Below are 16,872 nucleotides of genomic sequence, written 5' to 3' on the forward strand. Positions count from 1 at the left end.
GGGCTTTACGATAGTACATTATTTTGAACAAATGTACTATCGTTTGGAAGCCCTGATTTTATCTAGCTATTATTCTTTACAATTACTTTCCGCCGAACAGGCCGCCCAGCATTCCGCCGAGATCGATTCCGCCACCTTGTGACGGCTGGCCCGGTTGCGTATTGCCGCCACCGAACATACTACCGCCCACGCGGACAAGGTCACTCATATCTAACTTACCATCGGCCATCGCATAACCGATCTGATTGAAATCGAAGCCTGAAGACTGACCTTGTGCAGGAGCAGCACTCTTTCCGGTAAGTCCACCTAAAATGTCATTGAAATCAATACTTGAATCGCCGGGGTTGCTCACTTTGCTGATGAGCCCGCCCAGGACACCGGGAAGTACCGAACTTACGATGCTGCCGGCAGCCTGACTGTTCATGCCAAACTTTTGCATAATGGCACCGATTGCATTGGTCGCGATGGAGGCAACAATGGGGTTATTCATCAGAGATGAGGAAGAAGTACCGCTATTGCCGGCAAGCAGGCCCATCAGCCCGCTCAGGTTACCGCCTTGCGCATGTTCTTGTAAACCGCCTGTAATTGAGCCCATTAATGTTTGCATAACCTCTTCGTTATGCTCATTGGGTACGTCGTTATTTTGTACTACAGCCTGTTGGGAGTTTTGTTGTACAAGGTCGAAGAGCTGTTCCAGCATGTCTATTTGGTTTTGAGGTACAATGGTTGATATCACCTGCAATATCCAAATTTTATGCAAAAAAAATCCCGCCGGAGAGGCGGGATGCTGTTTTATTTTACCTGATCAACGATCGCTTTGAATGCATCGGGATGGTTCATCGCCAGGTCGGCGAGAACTTTCCTGTTCAGCTCAATGCCTTTTGCACTAAGTTTGCCGATGAAAGCAGAATAAGACAATCCGTGAATACGTGCTCCTGCGTTGATACGCTGGATCCACAATGCGCGGAAATTACGTTTTTTCTGTTTACGGCCTTCGTATGCGTAAGCCAAACCACGCTCAACGGCGTTCTTGGCAACGGTCCATACATTTTTACGACGGCCAAAATAGCCTTTCGCAAGTTTTAAAACTTTTTTACGTCTTGCACGTGACGCTACGTGATTTACTGAACGTGGCATAATTTAACTGTTTTTGATAATCGGCGCTCTGCTGAGTCTTTAATGCCTTTTATCGGGTTGAACAAAAAACCAGATTTTAATTTCTGATCGGCTTTTTACGGATTATTTCCGAAGCATTGCCAATACTTGCTTCTCGTTAGACACATCGATCAGACCGGTCTTAACCAAACCACGCTTGCGCTTGTTCGATTTTTTGGTCAGGATGTGGCTGTGGAAAGCATGCTTGCGCTTGATTTTACCAGTACCAGTCAGCGCGAAACGCTTTTTAGCACCGGAATTTGTTTTCATTTTAGGCATAATTCTAAAAAGTAATAGTTGATAAAATATAAAACAGCGCGCAAAATTAGCTATAATCTCCAAAAAATAAAAATCGTGTTCCTGGCTGAACGCCAAAAACACGATTTAATATGGAATGATGCTTCGAAAGAAGCTTTTTGACTATTTTTTTGCAGGCGCAGGAGCCAGGATGATCGTCATCCGTTTTCCTTCCAGCTTAGGCTCCATTTCCAGCTTGCCGTAATCCGATAATGCTTCGGAGAATTTTTTCAAAAGGTTTACACCGCGCTCTTTGAAGACGATCGTACGTCCCACGAAATGCACGTATGCTTTCACCTTGGAGCCTTCTTTGAGGAAGTTGATCGCATGCTTCAACTTGAACTCGAAATCGTGATCGTCTGTGTTAGGGCCGAAACGGATTTCCTTGATGACTACCTTCTGGGCCTTTGCCTTGATTTCCTTCTGTTTTTTCTTCTGCTCGTATTTGAACTTGGAGTAGTCCACTACTTTACAAACAGGAGGAACCGCAGTGGGCGCAATTTCAACGAGGTCAAGGCTTTGCGCCTTTGCCAATGCCCTGGCGGTATTGATATCTACTATTCCCGGTTCGATGTTTTCACCCACCAACCGTACTTCTTTTGCTGTAATTCGTTCGTTTATTTTATAAGGTTCTTCGGGAACTCTTAACCGTCCACTAGGGGGTCTTAATGCCATATAATTCGTATTGGTGTTTTTTTATTTTTTGGTGGAAATCGAAAAAGCTAACACAGCCTTCACAAAAATAGTGCCTTGTTGCTGGAATAATACTAAAAACTTCTAAAAACATCAAGCAATGGTGGCTTCCTTTTTGAAAAAGGTGATGAATTCGTCGACAGTCATGCTGCCCAGGTCACCTTCTCCCTTGCGGCGGACGGAAAGTTTCCCCTCTGCCATTTCTTTTTCCCCGACAATCAACATAAAAGGTACCTTGGTAACTTCCGCATCCCGGATCTTGCGTCCGATCTTCTCGTCCCGGTGATCGACGAAGCCGCGGATGTCGTGATCCTGCAACTGAAAGAACACGTCTTCGGCATAATCCGCAAACTTTTCAGAGATCGGGAGAATGGCGATCTGGTCAGGTGAAAGCCACAATGGGAATTGTCCGGCAGTGTTTTCGATCAGGATGGCGATGAACCGCTCCATGGACCCGAACGGCGCGCGGTGGATCATCACCGGCTGGTGTTTCTGATTGTCGGAGCCGGTATATTCCAGCCCAAAACGTTTCGGCATCTGGTAGTCGACCTGAATCGTACCCAGCTGCCATTTGCGACCCAACGCGTCACGTACCATGAAGTCAAGTTTCGGACCGTAAAATGCGGCTTCGCCCAGTTCTGTGACCGTTTTGAGCCCGCGTTCTGCGGATGCTTCGATGATCGCATTCTCAGCACGTTCCCAGTCTTCATCCTTTCCAATGTATTTTACTTTGTCGTTAGGATCCCGAAGGGAAATCTGCGCGCTGTAATCGTCAAATCCAAGGGATTTGAATACATAAAGTACCAGGTCGATCACGCGTACAAATTCCTCTTTCACCTGATCGGGGCGGCAGAAAATGTGCGCATCATCCTGTGTAAAACCGCGTACCCGCGTTAAGCCGTGGAGCTCTCCGCTTTGCTCGTATCTGTAAACCGTTCCAAACTCGGAGAACCGCAGGGGCAGGTCTTTGTAAGAACGGGGAGAAGTTTTATAGATCTCGCAGTGATGCGGGCAATTCATGGGTTTCAACAGGTACTCTTCGCCGATGTTCGGTGTCTTGATCGGCTGGAATGAGTCCTTGCCATATTTGTCCCAGTGGCCGGAAGTAACATAAAGTTCCTTGCTGCCGATATTGGGCGTCACTACTGGCGTATAACCTGCGCGCGACTGAGCCTTGCTCAGGAATGCCTGCAAACGCTCGCGCAACATCGCTCCTTTGGGCAGCCACAAGGGCAGGCCTTGTCCCACCTTTTCGGAGAATGCAAAAAGTTCAAGCTCCTTACCCAGCTTACGGTGGTCGCGTTTCTTGGCTTCCTCCATCAGGGTTACATACTCTTCCAACTCTTTTTGTTTTGGAAAAGTGATCCCGTAGATACGGGTCAGCATTTTATTATCCTGCTTGTTGCGCCAGTAAGCACCAGCGATATTAGTCAGTTTGACGGCTTTGATAAAACCAGTATTCGGGATATGTGGTCCGCGGCAGAGGTCGGTGAAGCCACCTTGCTCGTACAGCGTGATGGATCCGTCTTCCAGTCCGTCGATCAGTTCCAGCTTGTATTCGTCGCCTTTCCGGGTAAAATATTCCAGGGCTTCGGCTTTGCTGATCGGTTTCCGGATGTATTCATTTTTCTGGCGTGCCAGTTCGAGCATTTTGGCCTCGATCTTGGGGAAATCCTCTTGTGAAATGGCTTGTCCGCCCAGGTCGACATCATAGTAAAAACCCTTTTCAATGGAAGGTCCCGTGCCGAATTTCACGCCCGGATAAAGCGCTTCCAATGCTTCGGCCAATAAGTGGGCTGATGAATGCCAGAACGTCGATTTACCATCCTCGTCATTCCACGTCAGCAGTTTCACCAGGGAGTCTTCCGTAATCTGGCGCGTCGGGTCCCAGACCTCGTTGTTCACTTTGGCGGCGACCACATTGCGTGCAAGCCCTTCACTGATACTGAGCGCGATTTCGAGAGCGGTTACCCCTTTCGGGTAAAAACGTTCGCTACCATCGGGCAGGGTAATTTTTACTTGAGACTCGTCTTTCATTCAAAAATGTATTCTATGACTATGGTTCAATGGCATTGCGGGAAGCCGCAAAGTACAAATCTATTCAATTTTAGCTTTTCGTGATGAGTCTACCCGGATATTTGTGGTACCACGGGGTTGGATAATATTAATTTTAACCCGCGCCGTGTCGAGTAATTTGTATCCTGAATTGGTATTTTCCTCAGGATAGTAGGAGGGGTAGACGCCTTCTGATTCAATTTTCCGGATCCGGTACATGCCGTAGCGCGCATCCTGGTCGCCGGGAGCGATGGTTAATGCCGTGGTATAATAGGTTTTCGCAATATCAAGCTCACCGCTTTTTTCATGGGCGTAACCCAGCATATTATTGAGCTCTTTCGACTGAGGCTTTTTTCTCAAAAGTGTTTTCAATGCCGGGATTGCCTGCGGGTATGCACGCAGCTGCATTGCGACACTCGCCAACTGGTTGAGTGCCTCGTCATAGTCGGGCTGGATCGAAACTGCTTTTTGATAGAAAATCAGTGCAGTGTCCGGCTGTGCCAATGCGTTCAGGATTTCGCCTCTTCCGAAAAAAAGCGTCGCGCGTTCGGGAAAGCGTTTGAGTGCCCTCTCATTGATTGCAAGGGCCTCCGCAGTATTTTTTAGTTTGAGGTTGATCAATGTGCTCTGCTCATAAGCGCGCAGGAGCCTTGGATTGACATTCATCGCATAGTTAAAGCTCGATAAACTCGCCAGTGAATCGCCTTGCCGGGCTTGCAATACCCCTTTGACATAATAAGCCGAACCGTCGTACGGCGCCATCTTCAATGCCTGGTTTAAATACCCGGCCGCCTCTCCAAACCGGTTTTTGGCTTGCAGGATGTCGGCCAGCAGTATATACAGTTCAGGACTGCTTTGTTGCAGCGCCTCCGCACGCTGGGCGTCTTCAAGCGCGTTGTCGATTTTTCCCAGTTCGCGGTTTATCTTTCCCCGCAATAGAAAATATTCGCTTACATTGTCCTGTTCGTAGATCGACTCGTTGATATCGTCCAGGGCTTCGGAATACTGCTCACGATCAAAGTAAATGCGTGCTCTTTTGAAGTAATTGACATCGGAGTCGATCCCCCGGTTGATGAGGTCGGTCAGAGACACGAGGGCGTCGTTCTGCCACTGCGCCCTGCCTTTTTTAATCACGGGAGGAATGCGCGTGGCGGTCCGGGCATCGCTCTGGCAGGCCTGGTTGGCCGCAGCCAATGCGATCCATGCAAAACATACCGTGTATTTAAAACAATTATATTTCATGAAGTTGAAATGGAGCCATGCCCGGGATAACCCGCCCACACAAAATTGGGTAATCTGAATCGATTTTAAAGATTCTGATCTGAAAAACGCGAAAATACCCCCAACGGGAGTTTCTTGCCGAAAGAATCCGGCACGTACAATTCACCGAACTCGTGTTTGATATCGGTTCCGAAATGCATTTTAATCAGGTTTTCTACAATCAAAGCAGAGAAGCCCAGCGAATAGAGGTTGATGATGAAGAAGAAGTTTTTTTCTTTCAGCAACTGAGCGCATAGCCGGAGCAGATCGTTCAGATTTTCTTCCAGAAGCCATTTTTCACCATCCGGGCCGCGACCGTACGCGGGCGGATCCAGAATAAGACCATTGTACTTGTTCCCGCGTCTCACTTCCCGCTGCACAAATTTCAATGCATCCTCTACCACCCAGCGAATGTTGTTCAGGCCGCTCAGGTCCATGTTCTCGCGCGACCAGCTGATCACCTGTTTCACCGAATCAACGTGTGTGACGTCCGCACCGGAAGCCTTTGCGGCAAGTGACGCAATGCCGGTGTAAGCAAACAGGTTCAGGACGCTGGGCTTCTCTTCCGGCATTTGTTTCAATGTCCGTGCTATAAAATCCCAGTTGGTGGCCTGCTCGGGAAAAACGCCTACATGTTTGAAGGAAGATAGCGCAAGCTTGGTCCGCAAATGAAGTTCTTTGGTCCGGTACTGGAACACCCATTTGTCGGGCATGTCGCCTTTCGTGATCCATTGCCCTTTTTCCTGGGAGTTCTTGTCTTTTTTGAAAACGGCATTGGACCTCTCTTCCCACTCGGACTCCGAAAGCGATTTGTCCCAGATAGCCTGTGGCTCGGGACGAGAAAGAATATAAGGGCCGAATTTTTCGAGTTTCTCAAATCCTCCGCTATCAATGAGCTGGTAGTCAGTATGTTGGTCTGGTGATAGTAGTATCAATTTGGTACTTCGGCTTTCGGCTTTCGGCCGTCGGCACTTTTTAGGTGATTAAATTTATTAATGTTTAGTGGTGTCAATTTGGTACTTCGGCTTTCGGCCGTCGGTACTTTTCAAGTGATTAAATTTATTAATGTTTATCGGGAGCAGGCTGTTTACAGAGACCGATAAAGGTAAGGTCGAATACGAAACAACCATACTTGTTTGAAAAAGCCGAAGGCCGACAGCCAACGGCCGAAGTACTAATAAGCAATCTTATTCAAATAAAACACATTCCTGCGTCCGCGCGTCTGCGGGTCGCCCGCCGCATTCACGATGCGCTGCTCACCCCAGGCCAGGTAGAAGTTGTCAAACCAGTAATCGATGTCGTCTGTACTGGTTTTGCGCACTTTATCTCCTTCTACATAGGTTTCGTTCGGGATCACGCGGTCGCTGTCAATAACCTGGTTTGCTTTGATAATCTTACTCCGGATAGCTCCGTTGTGACTGTAAATCAGTTTTGAATTGCCATTTGAGAAGGTTTGAACTTTGATTTTCTCTTTCAATTCCATGCTTTTTACATTATCGAAATTAATACTGTTGTCCCAAAGCAGGTTGCCGCTCTGGTCTACGTCTGCCACCACCGCGTGCGTGTAGGTGAAACCGTCAAAAACCTGCTGATTGTAACCACGGCCGCCGTACATGGGGTTCCATAGGTAAGGATTATACAGGCCCATTCCGAACGGATAGCCGTACCCTCCGTAACCATAACCGTAGCCGCCCATCATGCTGGGGTTCTGATAACGGTACTCGGGGTAAAACACCTCGGCAACCAGCAGGAAATTACTGGACTTGGGAACAATATCGTGAACCAGCAAACGATAGTTGAGTTTCAAATCGTTACCACTTTCTTTTTTCTTGCGGATCCGCTTTTCCATCTTCTCCTGCTGGCGTTCGCTCATGAAGTTGAAGAAGTTTTTAAAATCGGTAAAGCTGTGGTACTTTGTAAAAACAGTTTCGTCACCGACGATCTTGCTGATATACAACCCTTGTGAGGCCGCATTGGTGCTGCTTTGCATATTGCGGTACCCATAGGTGCCGATCACGATGCGTACCGAGTCGTTGAGTACCTGCAGACGTCCACTCAGCAGCGAGAAGTCGTCTTCCGGTTCTACGGCTACCTGGGTGTAAAGCTCCCCGGTTTCCTCGTACGATCGGGCGACGATCTTGGTTTGCCTGCCTTTTTTTACAGCAAAACAAACATTGACGAGGTGGTGTGCAGTATCGACTTCAACCGTTTGGATCGCATTCGAGCCTTTGATCGCAGAGGGGAGAACCCTGGTTTGTGAGGTGGTTAACAGGGTGTGGACCAGCACCGGCTCGTTGCGTACCATGCCTGCCATGAACACCGAGTAGCCGAGGGTTTTGAAATCTGTGATCTCGAAACGGTCCAGGGTATTGATAATGAAAGTCTCCACGAATCCAGGACCCACATTTACCTTGACGATCTGGTACAATGAGCTCCTGTACTTGCTGAAAAGCAAAAATACCGCCTGCCCGTCGTAGGACGATGTAATATAATCGAGGTTGGACTCGATGGGACCGTCGATGGACCAAACCCGTTCAAGGTTCGTGTCGAACTTCTGGACATTGAATGTCCCTTTGTCCGGTTTGGAGATCAGCAGCACACCCTGTTTGCCGAGCGGGACGGCCTGGTAGGCCGTGTTGCCGGACAAAGGAAGTTCGATACGTTTCACTCCCTGGGCGCTGACCTGTATGCACAGGAAGCCCAGGAAGAGAAACAATGCCAGCCGAAGAACGGATCGCTTATTTTTTGTCATGTGCCAGGGCAACGATATGGTCGAATTCTTCTCGCTTGACTGGCACGACGGACAGCCTGGATAAACGGACGAGGTCCATTTGTTTCAGCAGCTCATCTTTTTTGATTTGCGCCAGTGTAACGGTATTCGGAAATTTTTCAACGGGAACCAGGTTCACCACAACCCAACCGGCCTCGTCGGTGGTTGGGTCCGGATAGTGTTCTTTGGATACCTTGGCAAGTCCTACGACCTCCTTGCCTTCGTTGCTATGATAGAACAGTACCAGATCCCCGACTTTCATAGCCATCAGGTTATTGCGCGCTGCGTAGTTGCGTACCCCATCCCACATGCCTTCACCTTCGGCTACGAGGTGGTCCCAGGAATATTTGAATGGTTCTGATTTTACAAGCCAATGGTTCATGCCGGGCGTATTTGTATGGACTTAAAATGTTAATGTTCTGGTATTGAATCAAGGGAACTTTGTGAATTTGCTGAAATCAGGTTGTCTTTTTTCCAAAAAAGAACGCTGGCCTTCTTTCGCCTCTTCGCTCAGATAGTAAAGAAGCGTTGCGTTGCCTGCGAGTTCCTGTATTCCTGCCTGGCCGTCGAGCTCCGCATTGAAAGCGCTTTTGAGCATTCGAATAGAGAGCGGGCTTTTTTCCTGGATTTTTTTTGCCCATTCCAATGTAGTTGCTTCCAGCTGCTCCAAAGGTACTACCTTATTCACCAAGCCCATTTGTAATGCCTCCTGAGCATCATACTGATCGCAGAGGAACCATATTTCGCGGGCTTTTTTCTGACCTACCACGCGGGCCAGGTATGAAGCGCCGAAGCCGCCGTCGAAGCTGCCGACTTTCGGGCCTGTTTGTCCGAAACGTGCATTCTCCGCCGCAATGCTCAGGTCGCAGATTACATGGAGCACATGGCCGCCGCCAATCGCCCAGCCAGCCACCATGGCAATGACGGCCTTTGGAATAGAGCGGATCATTTTTTGAAGATCGAGTACATTGAGGCGCGGTACATGGTCTTCGCCGATATAGCCGCCGTGCCCGCGTACCGATTGGTCGCCTCCGGAACAGAAGGCTTTGCCGCCTTCCCCGGTGAGGATGATCACATCGATTCGGGGGTCTTCGCGGCAAATATGCATGGCGTCGATCATCTCCGTCACGGTAAGCGGCGTAAATGCATTGTGCTTGTGCGGACGGTTGATGCTGATTTTTGCAATTCCTTCGTGAAGTGTAAACAGTATTTCCTGGTATTCTTTAATGGTTTCCCATTGAACTGTATTAAACATAAAATCAGATTGGTAAATGTAAAATGAATGCAATGGACTGGTAAAATCTGTGTTTTGTCACATTGCCCGAATGCGCGAAATTACTCATAGTTTGGGTTACCTTCAAAAACAAATGAATAACTTTCCAGCGCATTAAAACCTGCCGTCGGACCACAAATTGAATTAACCAGCGGAATTTGCAGCTATGACCTGGAATACCAGCAGGAGGCACTGGCCGGAACAGAAAAGGCCACGGAATCCTTATTTTGCACAAGCATACGACTTTATGGAAGCCTGGTTGGGCGGCCAGGTAGAATTTGTGCTGCACACCTCCGGCTCCACAGGTATGCCCAAACCCATTACATTGACCAGAGAGCAACTTTCGGCCAGCGCAGCCATGACCGGGAAAGCGCTTTCACTTGGGCAGGACACGCGGGCACTGGTATGCCTGAACATCGGCTACATTGCGGGGCTGATGATGCTTGTCCGGGGAATGGAGCTGGACTGGGAACTAACAATCACCGAACCCGCGTCTAATCCAATTGCAAGTTTAGATGCCGTCGCATTTGACTTCGTAGCCCTTGTCCCGATGCAATTACTGGCGATGCTCGAAAATCCTGCGACAAGGGAACAAGCGGGGCATTTGGGCAAAATATTGCTGGGCGGAGCGCCGGTGGGGGCCGTATTGATGCAACACATTGCGGCATTAGCGGTGCCGGTTTATCAGAGTTACGGCATGACGGAAACGGTTTCCCATATTGCATTGCGCAGACTCAACGGCGACGAGGCGAGCGATACCTACACCTTACTCCCGGGGATAACAGCTGGTACTGACGAGCGCGGTTGCCTCTTTATATCCGGACCTGTGACAAATGGCGAACAAGTACAGACCAACGACCTGGTTGAAATCACCGGAGATTCATTTCAATGGATCGGAAGGGCGGATAACGTGATTAATTCGGGAGGAGTCAAGATCGTACTCGACCAGGTTGATGCACGTATCGCGCTGGCGTTTCGGAACATGGCCATTTCAAATGCATTTTTTTCGTGGTGGGAGGCGGACGAAAAACTGGGTCAGAAACTCGTGCTGATTGTGGAAGGCGCCGCCTCTGGGGTGGAAGCAGTGGCATTGGCCGCGGAAATTAGAAAGCAGGTTTCCGCCTATGCAAACCCGAAACATATTTACTTTGCAGAGAAATTTGCGAAAACCGCAACAGACAAAATAGACAAACGAGTAACTTTTCAAAAGCTTTTTAATTCTTCGAATGGATAAAGATATTCAGATACCCGGCCAGTACATCATTCGTTATCAAACCGCTACGGTGGTACCGGCGCCCTTTGCGCATTTTTATACGCTGAAAATGGATATTCAATCCGACCAGGAGCTACGGGTGGATTTCGATATTTCGTACACCGACCGGGAGGACCTGACAGAGGACGAAATCATTGACGAGGGGTTTTCTGAGGACGACGACTATCAATGGAAAGGTAATGTGCCCGCGGTCTGGACCGGCGAGTTTCGCAATATCTTCCAATCTTCCAAAATAATAAGAAAGAGAGAAGAGAGTGAATATGAGGATTTTATAGAAATTGAGCTGGAAGAGAATGGCAAGTATGTGACCATTTATCCGGTTGACAAAGAACGCTGGTCTTATTTCCTGCAAGAAATGATGCAGGCGATTTTCGAGACAGCCGGCCGGGAAAAGCCATTTGAACTGACTTATCTCGATATCGACGTGGACAGCAAAACGACGATCGATCTGCAAGCGTCATTCTCGAAAAAGGAATTTACATTAAGCAAAAATGGTGGCTCGCCGCGTAAGCTCGACTGGGATCAGTTGCAGAAAATAATGGATACAGTTTACAAAGCTGAATTTGTAGCGGACAATGCCTCCGAAAGCAAGCCTTCGAAAAAAGGGAAATACATTACAGCCGGTGATGGACTATGGTACCAAATGGGCGTAGCAGTTCTTGAAACCACATCCAAGAGCAAGGACCTGGCCAAAATAGAGGCGCTATTCAGCGCACTATCCAAATGATTTCTTAGGGGCGGTACTGGCTCAGTTCCAGTTGCAATTCGTCCACCAATTGATTTATCCTTTCGAGTGAAGGCTGCGGCACGGGCATTTGCAAGCTGACAAAAGCCTTCACTTCCCATACTTCCAGTACATCCTGTAACGGGATTTCAAGATCGTCGATAGCGATATTGTCGGAAGTAAGAAGCAAAACGCCGGAGGTCTTCACCTGATTGAAAGCATTCCTGTAAATCAGTCCATGCTTTCTCAACAGGAAAACATACTGCATTCCATCTTTGATATCATACCAGTTCCGGATAAATGTTCCTACCAGGATGGAACCGGGATAGGCGAAGTCGTCGCCGCTCTCAAATGCCCTGTAATACCCCGACGGCAGGTTCGGTAGTTGGAAGGACGGCAAAGCCGTCAGATAAGCTGGGTTTTGAAAATGGGCGATGTATTCGGCCTGCATGTCACCGGGCACCCATTGGATGGTCGGGTAGTGGTGGACAGGTGGTTCCGGAGCGGCATTGAACTGCGGCACCTGGTACTGATTATTGAAGACAGGCATCTGCTCCGGTGGTTGCGGAGCCGACGAGGCGGTCGGGCGGCTCACAGGAGGCTGATTCACCTGGCGCGCGGGGCCGGCCGGCGATGGCGTTTCCCCGCTGATAGGTTTCAGATTAATCTGTCGTGATACCTGACGCAGCGGAGGGTCGGGCTGTTGGTAGGTTTCGATGATTTTCGAAAGGGGCTGGGGTTCCGTATAGCCCTGGGTCCGGGTCGGACTGGGCTGTGGCATAGCTCCCGAATGCGACACGGTCATTTGCCTGGATGCGGTTAATGGCAATGACATTTCCGGCGTTTCCCTTAGTTTCCGGAGGTCGTTTTTTAGCAAATTGTCAACGCTAACCCCGAATGCCGCTGCCATGTTTTTGAGGTTAGTAAGGTTAGGGTTTGCCCGGGCTTCTTCATAGGCACCGAGCAGAGATCTCTTGATTGCGATCTTACGGGCAAACTGTTCCTGAGTCAGGCCATTGAGCCTTCTGAGATACTTGATGTTATTGCTGACAATGCTCATGGTATGACCCCCATTTTAAATGCCTACTAATTGACAAATCTTTTAGTAAAAAACGAAACCAGCAACTTTCTCACATTCTTTTTTTGAATTTTAATGCAAAAAGCCGGATTATCAGGTTACGACATGGTTTCCTGACAATCCGGCTCTTGCGAACTTTGGTAATTCTTATTTGTAAATCTCTTTCCTGGCTGCTTTGAAAGTATTGGTCAGCAAGCCGCAGATAGTCATCAGTCCCACACCGCCCGGAACCGGGGTAATGTAGCTGCTTTTAGGTGCAACATCATTGAAATCGACGTCACCTTTGATTGAAAATCCACTCTTTTTGGTAGCGTCGGCCACGCGGGTTATGCCCACGTCTATGACCACCGCGCCCTCTTTCACATAATCGGCCTTCACAAATTCAGGGTTGCCCAATGCTACGATCAGGATGTCGGCCGACTGGCAAATCTCTTTCAGGTTTTGCGTCTTGCTGTGCGTGATCGTCACGGTACAGTTGCCTGGATAAGTATTGCGCTGCATGAGAATGCTCATCGGTAAGCCAACAATCTGGCTGCGGCCGATTACCACGCAATGCTTGCCGCTCGTCTCAATGCCCGCACGGATCAGCATTTCCAGAATGCCAAACGGTGTCGCCGAAATGTAGGCAGGAAGCCCCTTGCACATTCTGCCGACGTTGATCGGATGGAAGCCGTCCACGTCCTTGGCGGGATTTACAGCTTCCATGACCGTGTTTTCGGAAATGTGCTTCGGCAACGGAAGTTGCACGATAAAACCGTCCACGTCGGGGTCGTTATTCAGTGATTCGACGGCTTCGAGGAGTTGAGCTTCGGTAGTGTCGGCTTCGAAGCGCAGCAGGGTAGAGGTAAAGCCGATCTCTTCACAGCTGCGGATTTTGGAGGCTACATAGGTTTCGCTGGCACCGTCCTGGCCAACAAGAATGGCTGCCAGGTGTGGCTTCTTTCCGCCTCCGGCTACCCATTGTTCTACTTGCTCCTTAATTTCGGATTTTATTTGGGAGGAAATAGCCTTCCCGTCGAGTAGTTGCATTATTGTTCTGGTAGTAAATATTTCTTGATCAAAATTTCCATTCCGGTCGTTGCCTTTTCCTGAATGAAAGTCATGTTGGGTTTCAAAGTAATGTCGGGTTTCGCCGGGTCTACAATGTAAATTGGCTTGCCTCGACCGACATAATGTACCAGGCCAGCGGCAGGGTACACTGCCAGGGACGTTCCGATAACGAGGAAAATATCTGCCTGCTCAGCCACATCCACGGCTACTTCCATCATGGGTACTTCCTCACCAAACCACACGATATGCGGTCTTAATTGGCTGCCCAGCTCACATAGATCGCCAGTTTTAAGCTCCCATGAAGTCATTTCATACACCAGGCTGGGATCTTTCGTACTGCGCGATTTAAAAAGCTCCCCATGCAAATGGATCACATTCGTGGAGCCCGCGATTTCATGCAGGTTATCGACATTCTGGGTAACGATCGTTACGTCGAAGTCCCTTTCCAGCTCTGCCAGTGCGTAATGTGCCGTGTTAGGCTTCACATCGCCCGCCTGTTTCCGTCGCTGGTTGTAAAAATCAAGCACCAGCTCCTGATTGCGAATCCAGGCCTCCGGTGTAGCCACATCCTCGATGCGGTAATTGTCCCAGAGTCCGTTATTATCACGAAAAGTACTGATCCCGCTTTCTGCGCTGATCCCTGCTCCGGAAAGTACAACTAGTTTTTTCATGGGCTGTTTCGTGATTCGTGGATATTCGCGGTCCGTTGCGGTACGTGCCAATATTAACCTTTCTTCGCGGCCTTTTTCGCCGCTGGCTTCTTCGCCGCCGGAGCCTTTGCAGCCGCAGGTTTTTTCGCCCCGCGCCCAGCAGGCTTGTCCGGTGTCTCCGCCGCCAGTTTCAATACCTGGTCATAAGTCAGTGAAGCAGGTTCGGTACCTTTCGGGATTTTTACATTTTTCTTCCCAAAAGCAATATAGGGGCCATAACGCCCATTCAAAACTTTTGCTTCCGGATCCTCTGCGAATTCTTTAATAGTCCGGTTGCTATCCTGCAAGCGCTTTTCTTCGATAATTTCGATCAAACGCTCCTCAGCAACAGCCATCGGATCATCGGTTTTGGCCAGTGAGTAGTATTTGCCATCGTGCTTCACATAAGGACCAAATTTCCCTACATTCACCACCATGTCCTTGTCCTCAAAGAAACCCGCCTGCCGTGGCAGCTTGAACAGTTCAAATGCTTCGTCCAGCGTAATGTTTTCCATCAGCTGACCTTTCTGCAAGCTTGCAAAACGTGGTTTTTCCTCATCCTCCACATCGCCGATCTGCACATAAGGCCCGTACTTACCGATTCTCACAGAAACCTTCTTGCCCGTTGCAGGATCTTCCCCCAGTTCGCGGGTCGTTAAGCTCTTATCGATCGCTTCTTCACGTGCTTCGGCTACTTTTTTCTGGAACGGCGTGTAAAAGTTCTTGATCATTTGCTGCCAGCCCAGCAGGCCTTCAGCGATGTGGTCAAAATCCTTTTCTACGTTTGCGGTAAATGAATAATCGATGATATCGTTGAAATGGCTTACCAAAAAGTCATTCACCACCATGCCGGTGCTGGTAGGGAATAGTTTTGCCTTTTCAGAACCGTATACTTCTTTACTGACCTTGCTTTTAATCTGGTCATTGGCCAGGGTCATTTCCTTGAATTCCCTTTCAAAACCCTGACGGTCTTCTTTTACAATATATTCGCGTTTAAGGATCGTGGAGATTGTCGGCGCGTAGGTAGACGGCCTTCCGATCCCCATTTCTTCCAGTTTTTTAACCAAACTCGCTTCCGTATAACGAGGCGGGTTTCTGGTAAAACGCTCCGTCGCTTTCATATCCGCCAGTTTGAGGATCTGACCTATATTCAATGGAGGCAGCATGCCTTTTTGCTCTTCGTCTTCGTCGTCGCTCGATTCCAGGTAAACTTTCAGGAACCCTTCGAATTTGATCACCTCACCCTGTGCGACCAGTTCTTCCGATGCAGTAGAAATGCCAATGGTCGCTGTGGTGCGTTCCAATTGTGCATCCGACATTTGAGAAGCAATGGCACGTTTCCAGATCAGTTCGTACAAGCGCTGCTCGTTACGGTCGGTGCTGCCTACCAGTGTAGAAAAATCGGTAGGACGAATAGCTTCGTGCGCTTCCTGCGCGGATTCTGATTTGGTTTTGAATATACGGCGGTTGTAGTAATCCTGACCATACTCTTTCGTGATCTGCTGCTTTGCTTTATCCAGCGCTTCTTCCGACAGGTTGGTGGAATCCGTACGCATGTAGGAGATCTTTCCTGCTTCGTAAAGCCGCTGCGCCACGGTCATGGTTTGCGCTACTGAAAAACTCAGTTTACGGGAGGCCTCCTGTTGTAATGTAGAAGTTGTAAATGGCGGTGCAGGTGTTTTTTTTGCTGGTTTAACTTCAAGATTGCGGATCGAGAACTCAGCCCCGATGCATTTTTCGAGAAACTGTAATGCTTCCTGTTCGGTTGGGAAGTTTTTGGCCAGTTCGGCATTCAGCACTTTACCGTTACCCAGGTCGAAGTGGGCCGTGACCTTAAAGCTGCTTTTGGATCTGAACGCGTCTATTTCCCTTTCACGCTCCACGACGATCCTCACCGCTACCGATTGTACGCGGCCGGCCGACAGGTTCGATTTGCCGATCCGGATCTTTTTCCAAAGAACAGGGGAAAGCTCGTATCCTACCAGACGGTCGAGAATGCGACGCGCCTGCTGGGCATCTACCAGGTCTCCATCGATGGTCCGGGGTTTGGCGATTGCGTTTTGAAGGGCGGTTTTGGTGATCTCACGAAATACGATCCGCTTGGTATTATCCGGCAGTCCGAGAGCTTCTTTTAAATGCCAGGAGATAGCTTCTCCTTCGCGGTCATCATCCGTTGCGAGCCATACTTCGGCATCTTTAGCCAGTTTTTTGAGCTCGGAAATGACTTTGACTTTGTCGGAGGATATTTCGTAGGAGGGTTGGAAACCATGCTCAACATCAACACCCATATCATGTTCCGGGAGGTCACGGACATGTCCGAAACTGGACTTGACAGTGAAATCCTGCCCGAGGTAACTTTCAATGGTTTTGGCCTTCGCCGGTGACTCTACGATCACCAGATTTTTTGACATAACTTTCGATTTAAGGGACCTGGTAGCACTATGAATGTCCAAATATAGGGCACAATCCGAGAAAAAATCAAAGCGCAAATAAAAGCTGACCGAAAAACGGAACCCGTCGCAGCACCTCCCGAAGGGGGCCTTTCAAATTATTCC

At 48.9% G+C, this 16,872-nt stretch carries 16 protein-coding genes; 2 read left to right on the plus strand and 14 right to left on the minus strand.

Annotation, left to right across the window (positions count from 1 at the left end):
- Positions 1–82: 82 nt before the first annotated feature.
- The 10 genes from BP71_RS04280 to menB form a co-directional block, all read right to left on the minus strand.
- Positions 83–700, minus strand: a complete 618-nt coding sequence (locus BP71_RS04280; RefSeq protein WP_496376958.1) for a hypothetical protein — start codon at positions 698–700, stop codon at positions 83–85.
- 92 nt (positions 701–792) lie between these two features.
- A complete protein-coding gene (rplT, locus tag BP71_RS04285) occupies positions 793–1,137 on the minus strand; it encodes a 50S ribosomal protein L20 (RefSeq protein WP_295928310.1) in 345 nt (114 codons plus the stop codon).
- Positions 1,138–1,239: 102 nt separating this feature from the next.
- The gene (gene rpmI, locus BP71_RS04290) at positions 1,240–1,434 is read right to left on the minus strand and encodes a 50S ribosomal protein L35 (protein WP_090376615.1); all 195 of its coding nucleotides are present in this window, start codon (positions 1,432–1,434) and stop codon (positions 1,240–1,242) included.
- 141 nt (positions 1,435–1,575) lie between these two features.
- Complete coding sequence (infC, locus tag BP71_RS04295; protein WP_496376961.1) at positions 1,576–2,127, minus strand: translation initiation factor IF-3; 552 nt, start codon at positions 2,125–2,127, stop codon at positions 1,576–1,578.
- A gap of 111 nt (positions 2,128–2,238) precedes the next feature.
- Positions 2,239–4,182, minus strand: coding sequence for a threonine--tRNA ligase (gene thrS / locus BP71_RS04300; RefSeq protein ID WP_496376963.1), 1,944 nt, complete (start codon positions 4,180–4,182; stop codon positions 2,239–2,241).
- A 60-nt stretch (positions 4,183–4,242) separates the two neighbouring features.
- Entirely contained in the window at positions 4,243–5,442 is a 1,200-nt protein-coding gene (locus BP71_RS04305; RefSeq protein WP_496376965.1) for a tetratricopeptide repeat protein, read from the minus strand.
- Between the two features lie 65 nt (positions 5,443–5,507).
- Positions 5,508–6,395 carry a class I SAM-dependent methyltransferase gene (locus tag BP71_RS04310; RefSeq protein ID WP_496376967.1) on the minus strand — a complete coding sequence of 296 codons (888 nt, stop codon included), beginning with the start codon at positions 6,393–6,395 and terminating at the stop codon, positions 5,508–5,510.
- A 239-nt stretch (positions 6,396–6,634) separates the two neighbouring features.
- The gene (locus BP71_RS04315) at positions 6,635–8,212 is read right to left on the minus strand and encodes a hypothetical protein (RefSeq protein WP_496376969.1); all 1,578 of its coding nucleotides are present in this window, start codon (positions 8,210–8,212) and stop codon (positions 6,635–6,637) included.
- Entirely contained in the window at positions 8,199–8,612 is a 414-nt protein-coding gene (locus BP71_RS04320) for an EVE domain-containing protein (protein ID WP_496376971.1), read from the minus strand. The genes BP71_RS04315 and BP71_RS04320 overlap by 14 nt, the downstream gene beginning before the upstream one ends.
- 48 nt (positions 8,613–8,660) lie before the next feature.
- Entirely contained in the window at positions 8,661–9,485 is an 825-nt protein-coding gene (gene menB / locus BP71_RS04325; protein WP_496376973.1) for a 1,4-dihydroxy-2-naphthoyl-CoA synthase, read from the minus strand.
- 184 nt (positions 9,486–9,669) lie between these two features.
- On the opposite strand from menB, the gene BP71_RS04330 reads away from it, so the two are divergent.
- Positions 9,670–10,737 carry an AMP-binding protein gene (locus BP71_RS04330; RefSeq protein ID WP_496376975.1) on the plus strand — a complete coding sequence of 356 codons (1,068 nt, stop codon included), beginning with the start codon at positions 9,670–9,672 and terminating at the stop codon, positions 10,735–10,737.
- On the plus strand, positions 10,730–11,503 hold the full coding sequence (locus BP71_RS04335) for a hypothetical protein (RefSeq protein ID WP_496376977.1): 774 nt from the start codon (positions 10,730–10,732) through the stop codon (positions 11,501–11,503). The genes BP71_RS04330 and BP71_RS04335 overlap by 8 nt, the downstream gene beginning before the upstream one ends.
- Positions 11,504–11,507: 4 nt before the next feature.
- On the opposite strand, the gene BP71_RS04340 is transcribed toward BP71_RS04335, so the two are convergent.
- The 4 genes from BP71_RS04340 to topA form a co-directional block, all read right to left on the minus strand.
- Entirely contained in the window at positions 11,508–12,560 is a 1,053-nt protein-coding gene (locus BP71_RS04340; RefSeq protein ID WP_496376979.1) for a helix-turn-helix domain-containing protein, read from the minus strand.
- A 165-nt stretch (positions 12,561–12,725) separates the two neighbouring features.
- Entirely contained in the window at positions 12,726–13,607 is an 882-nt protein-coding gene (locus BP71_RS04345) for a bifunctional 5,10-methylenetetrahydrofolate dehydrogenase/5,10-methenyltetrahydrofolate cyclohydrolase (protein WP_496376981.1), read from the minus strand.
- Positions 13,607–14,299: an SIR2 family NAD-dependent protein deacylase gene (locus tag BP71_RS04350; protein WP_496376983.1), complete on the minus strand. Its 693-nt coding sequence runs from the start codon at positions 14,297–14,299 to the stop codon at positions 13,607–13,609. Before BP71_RS04350 ends, BP71_RS04345 begins: the two co-directional genes overlap by 1 nt.
- 53 nt (positions 14,300–14,352) lie before the next feature.
- The gene (gene topA, locus BP71_RS04355; RefSeq protein ID WP_496376985.1) at positions 14,353–16,728 is read right to left on the minus strand and encodes a type I DNA topoisomerase; all 2,376 of its coding nucleotides are present in this window, start codon (positions 16,726–16,728) and stop codon (positions 14,353–14,355) included.
- Between the last annotated feature and the right edge of the window lie 144 nt (positions 16,729–16,872).

This window comes from Dyadobacter ginsengisoli DSM 21015 (assembly GCF_059568735.1).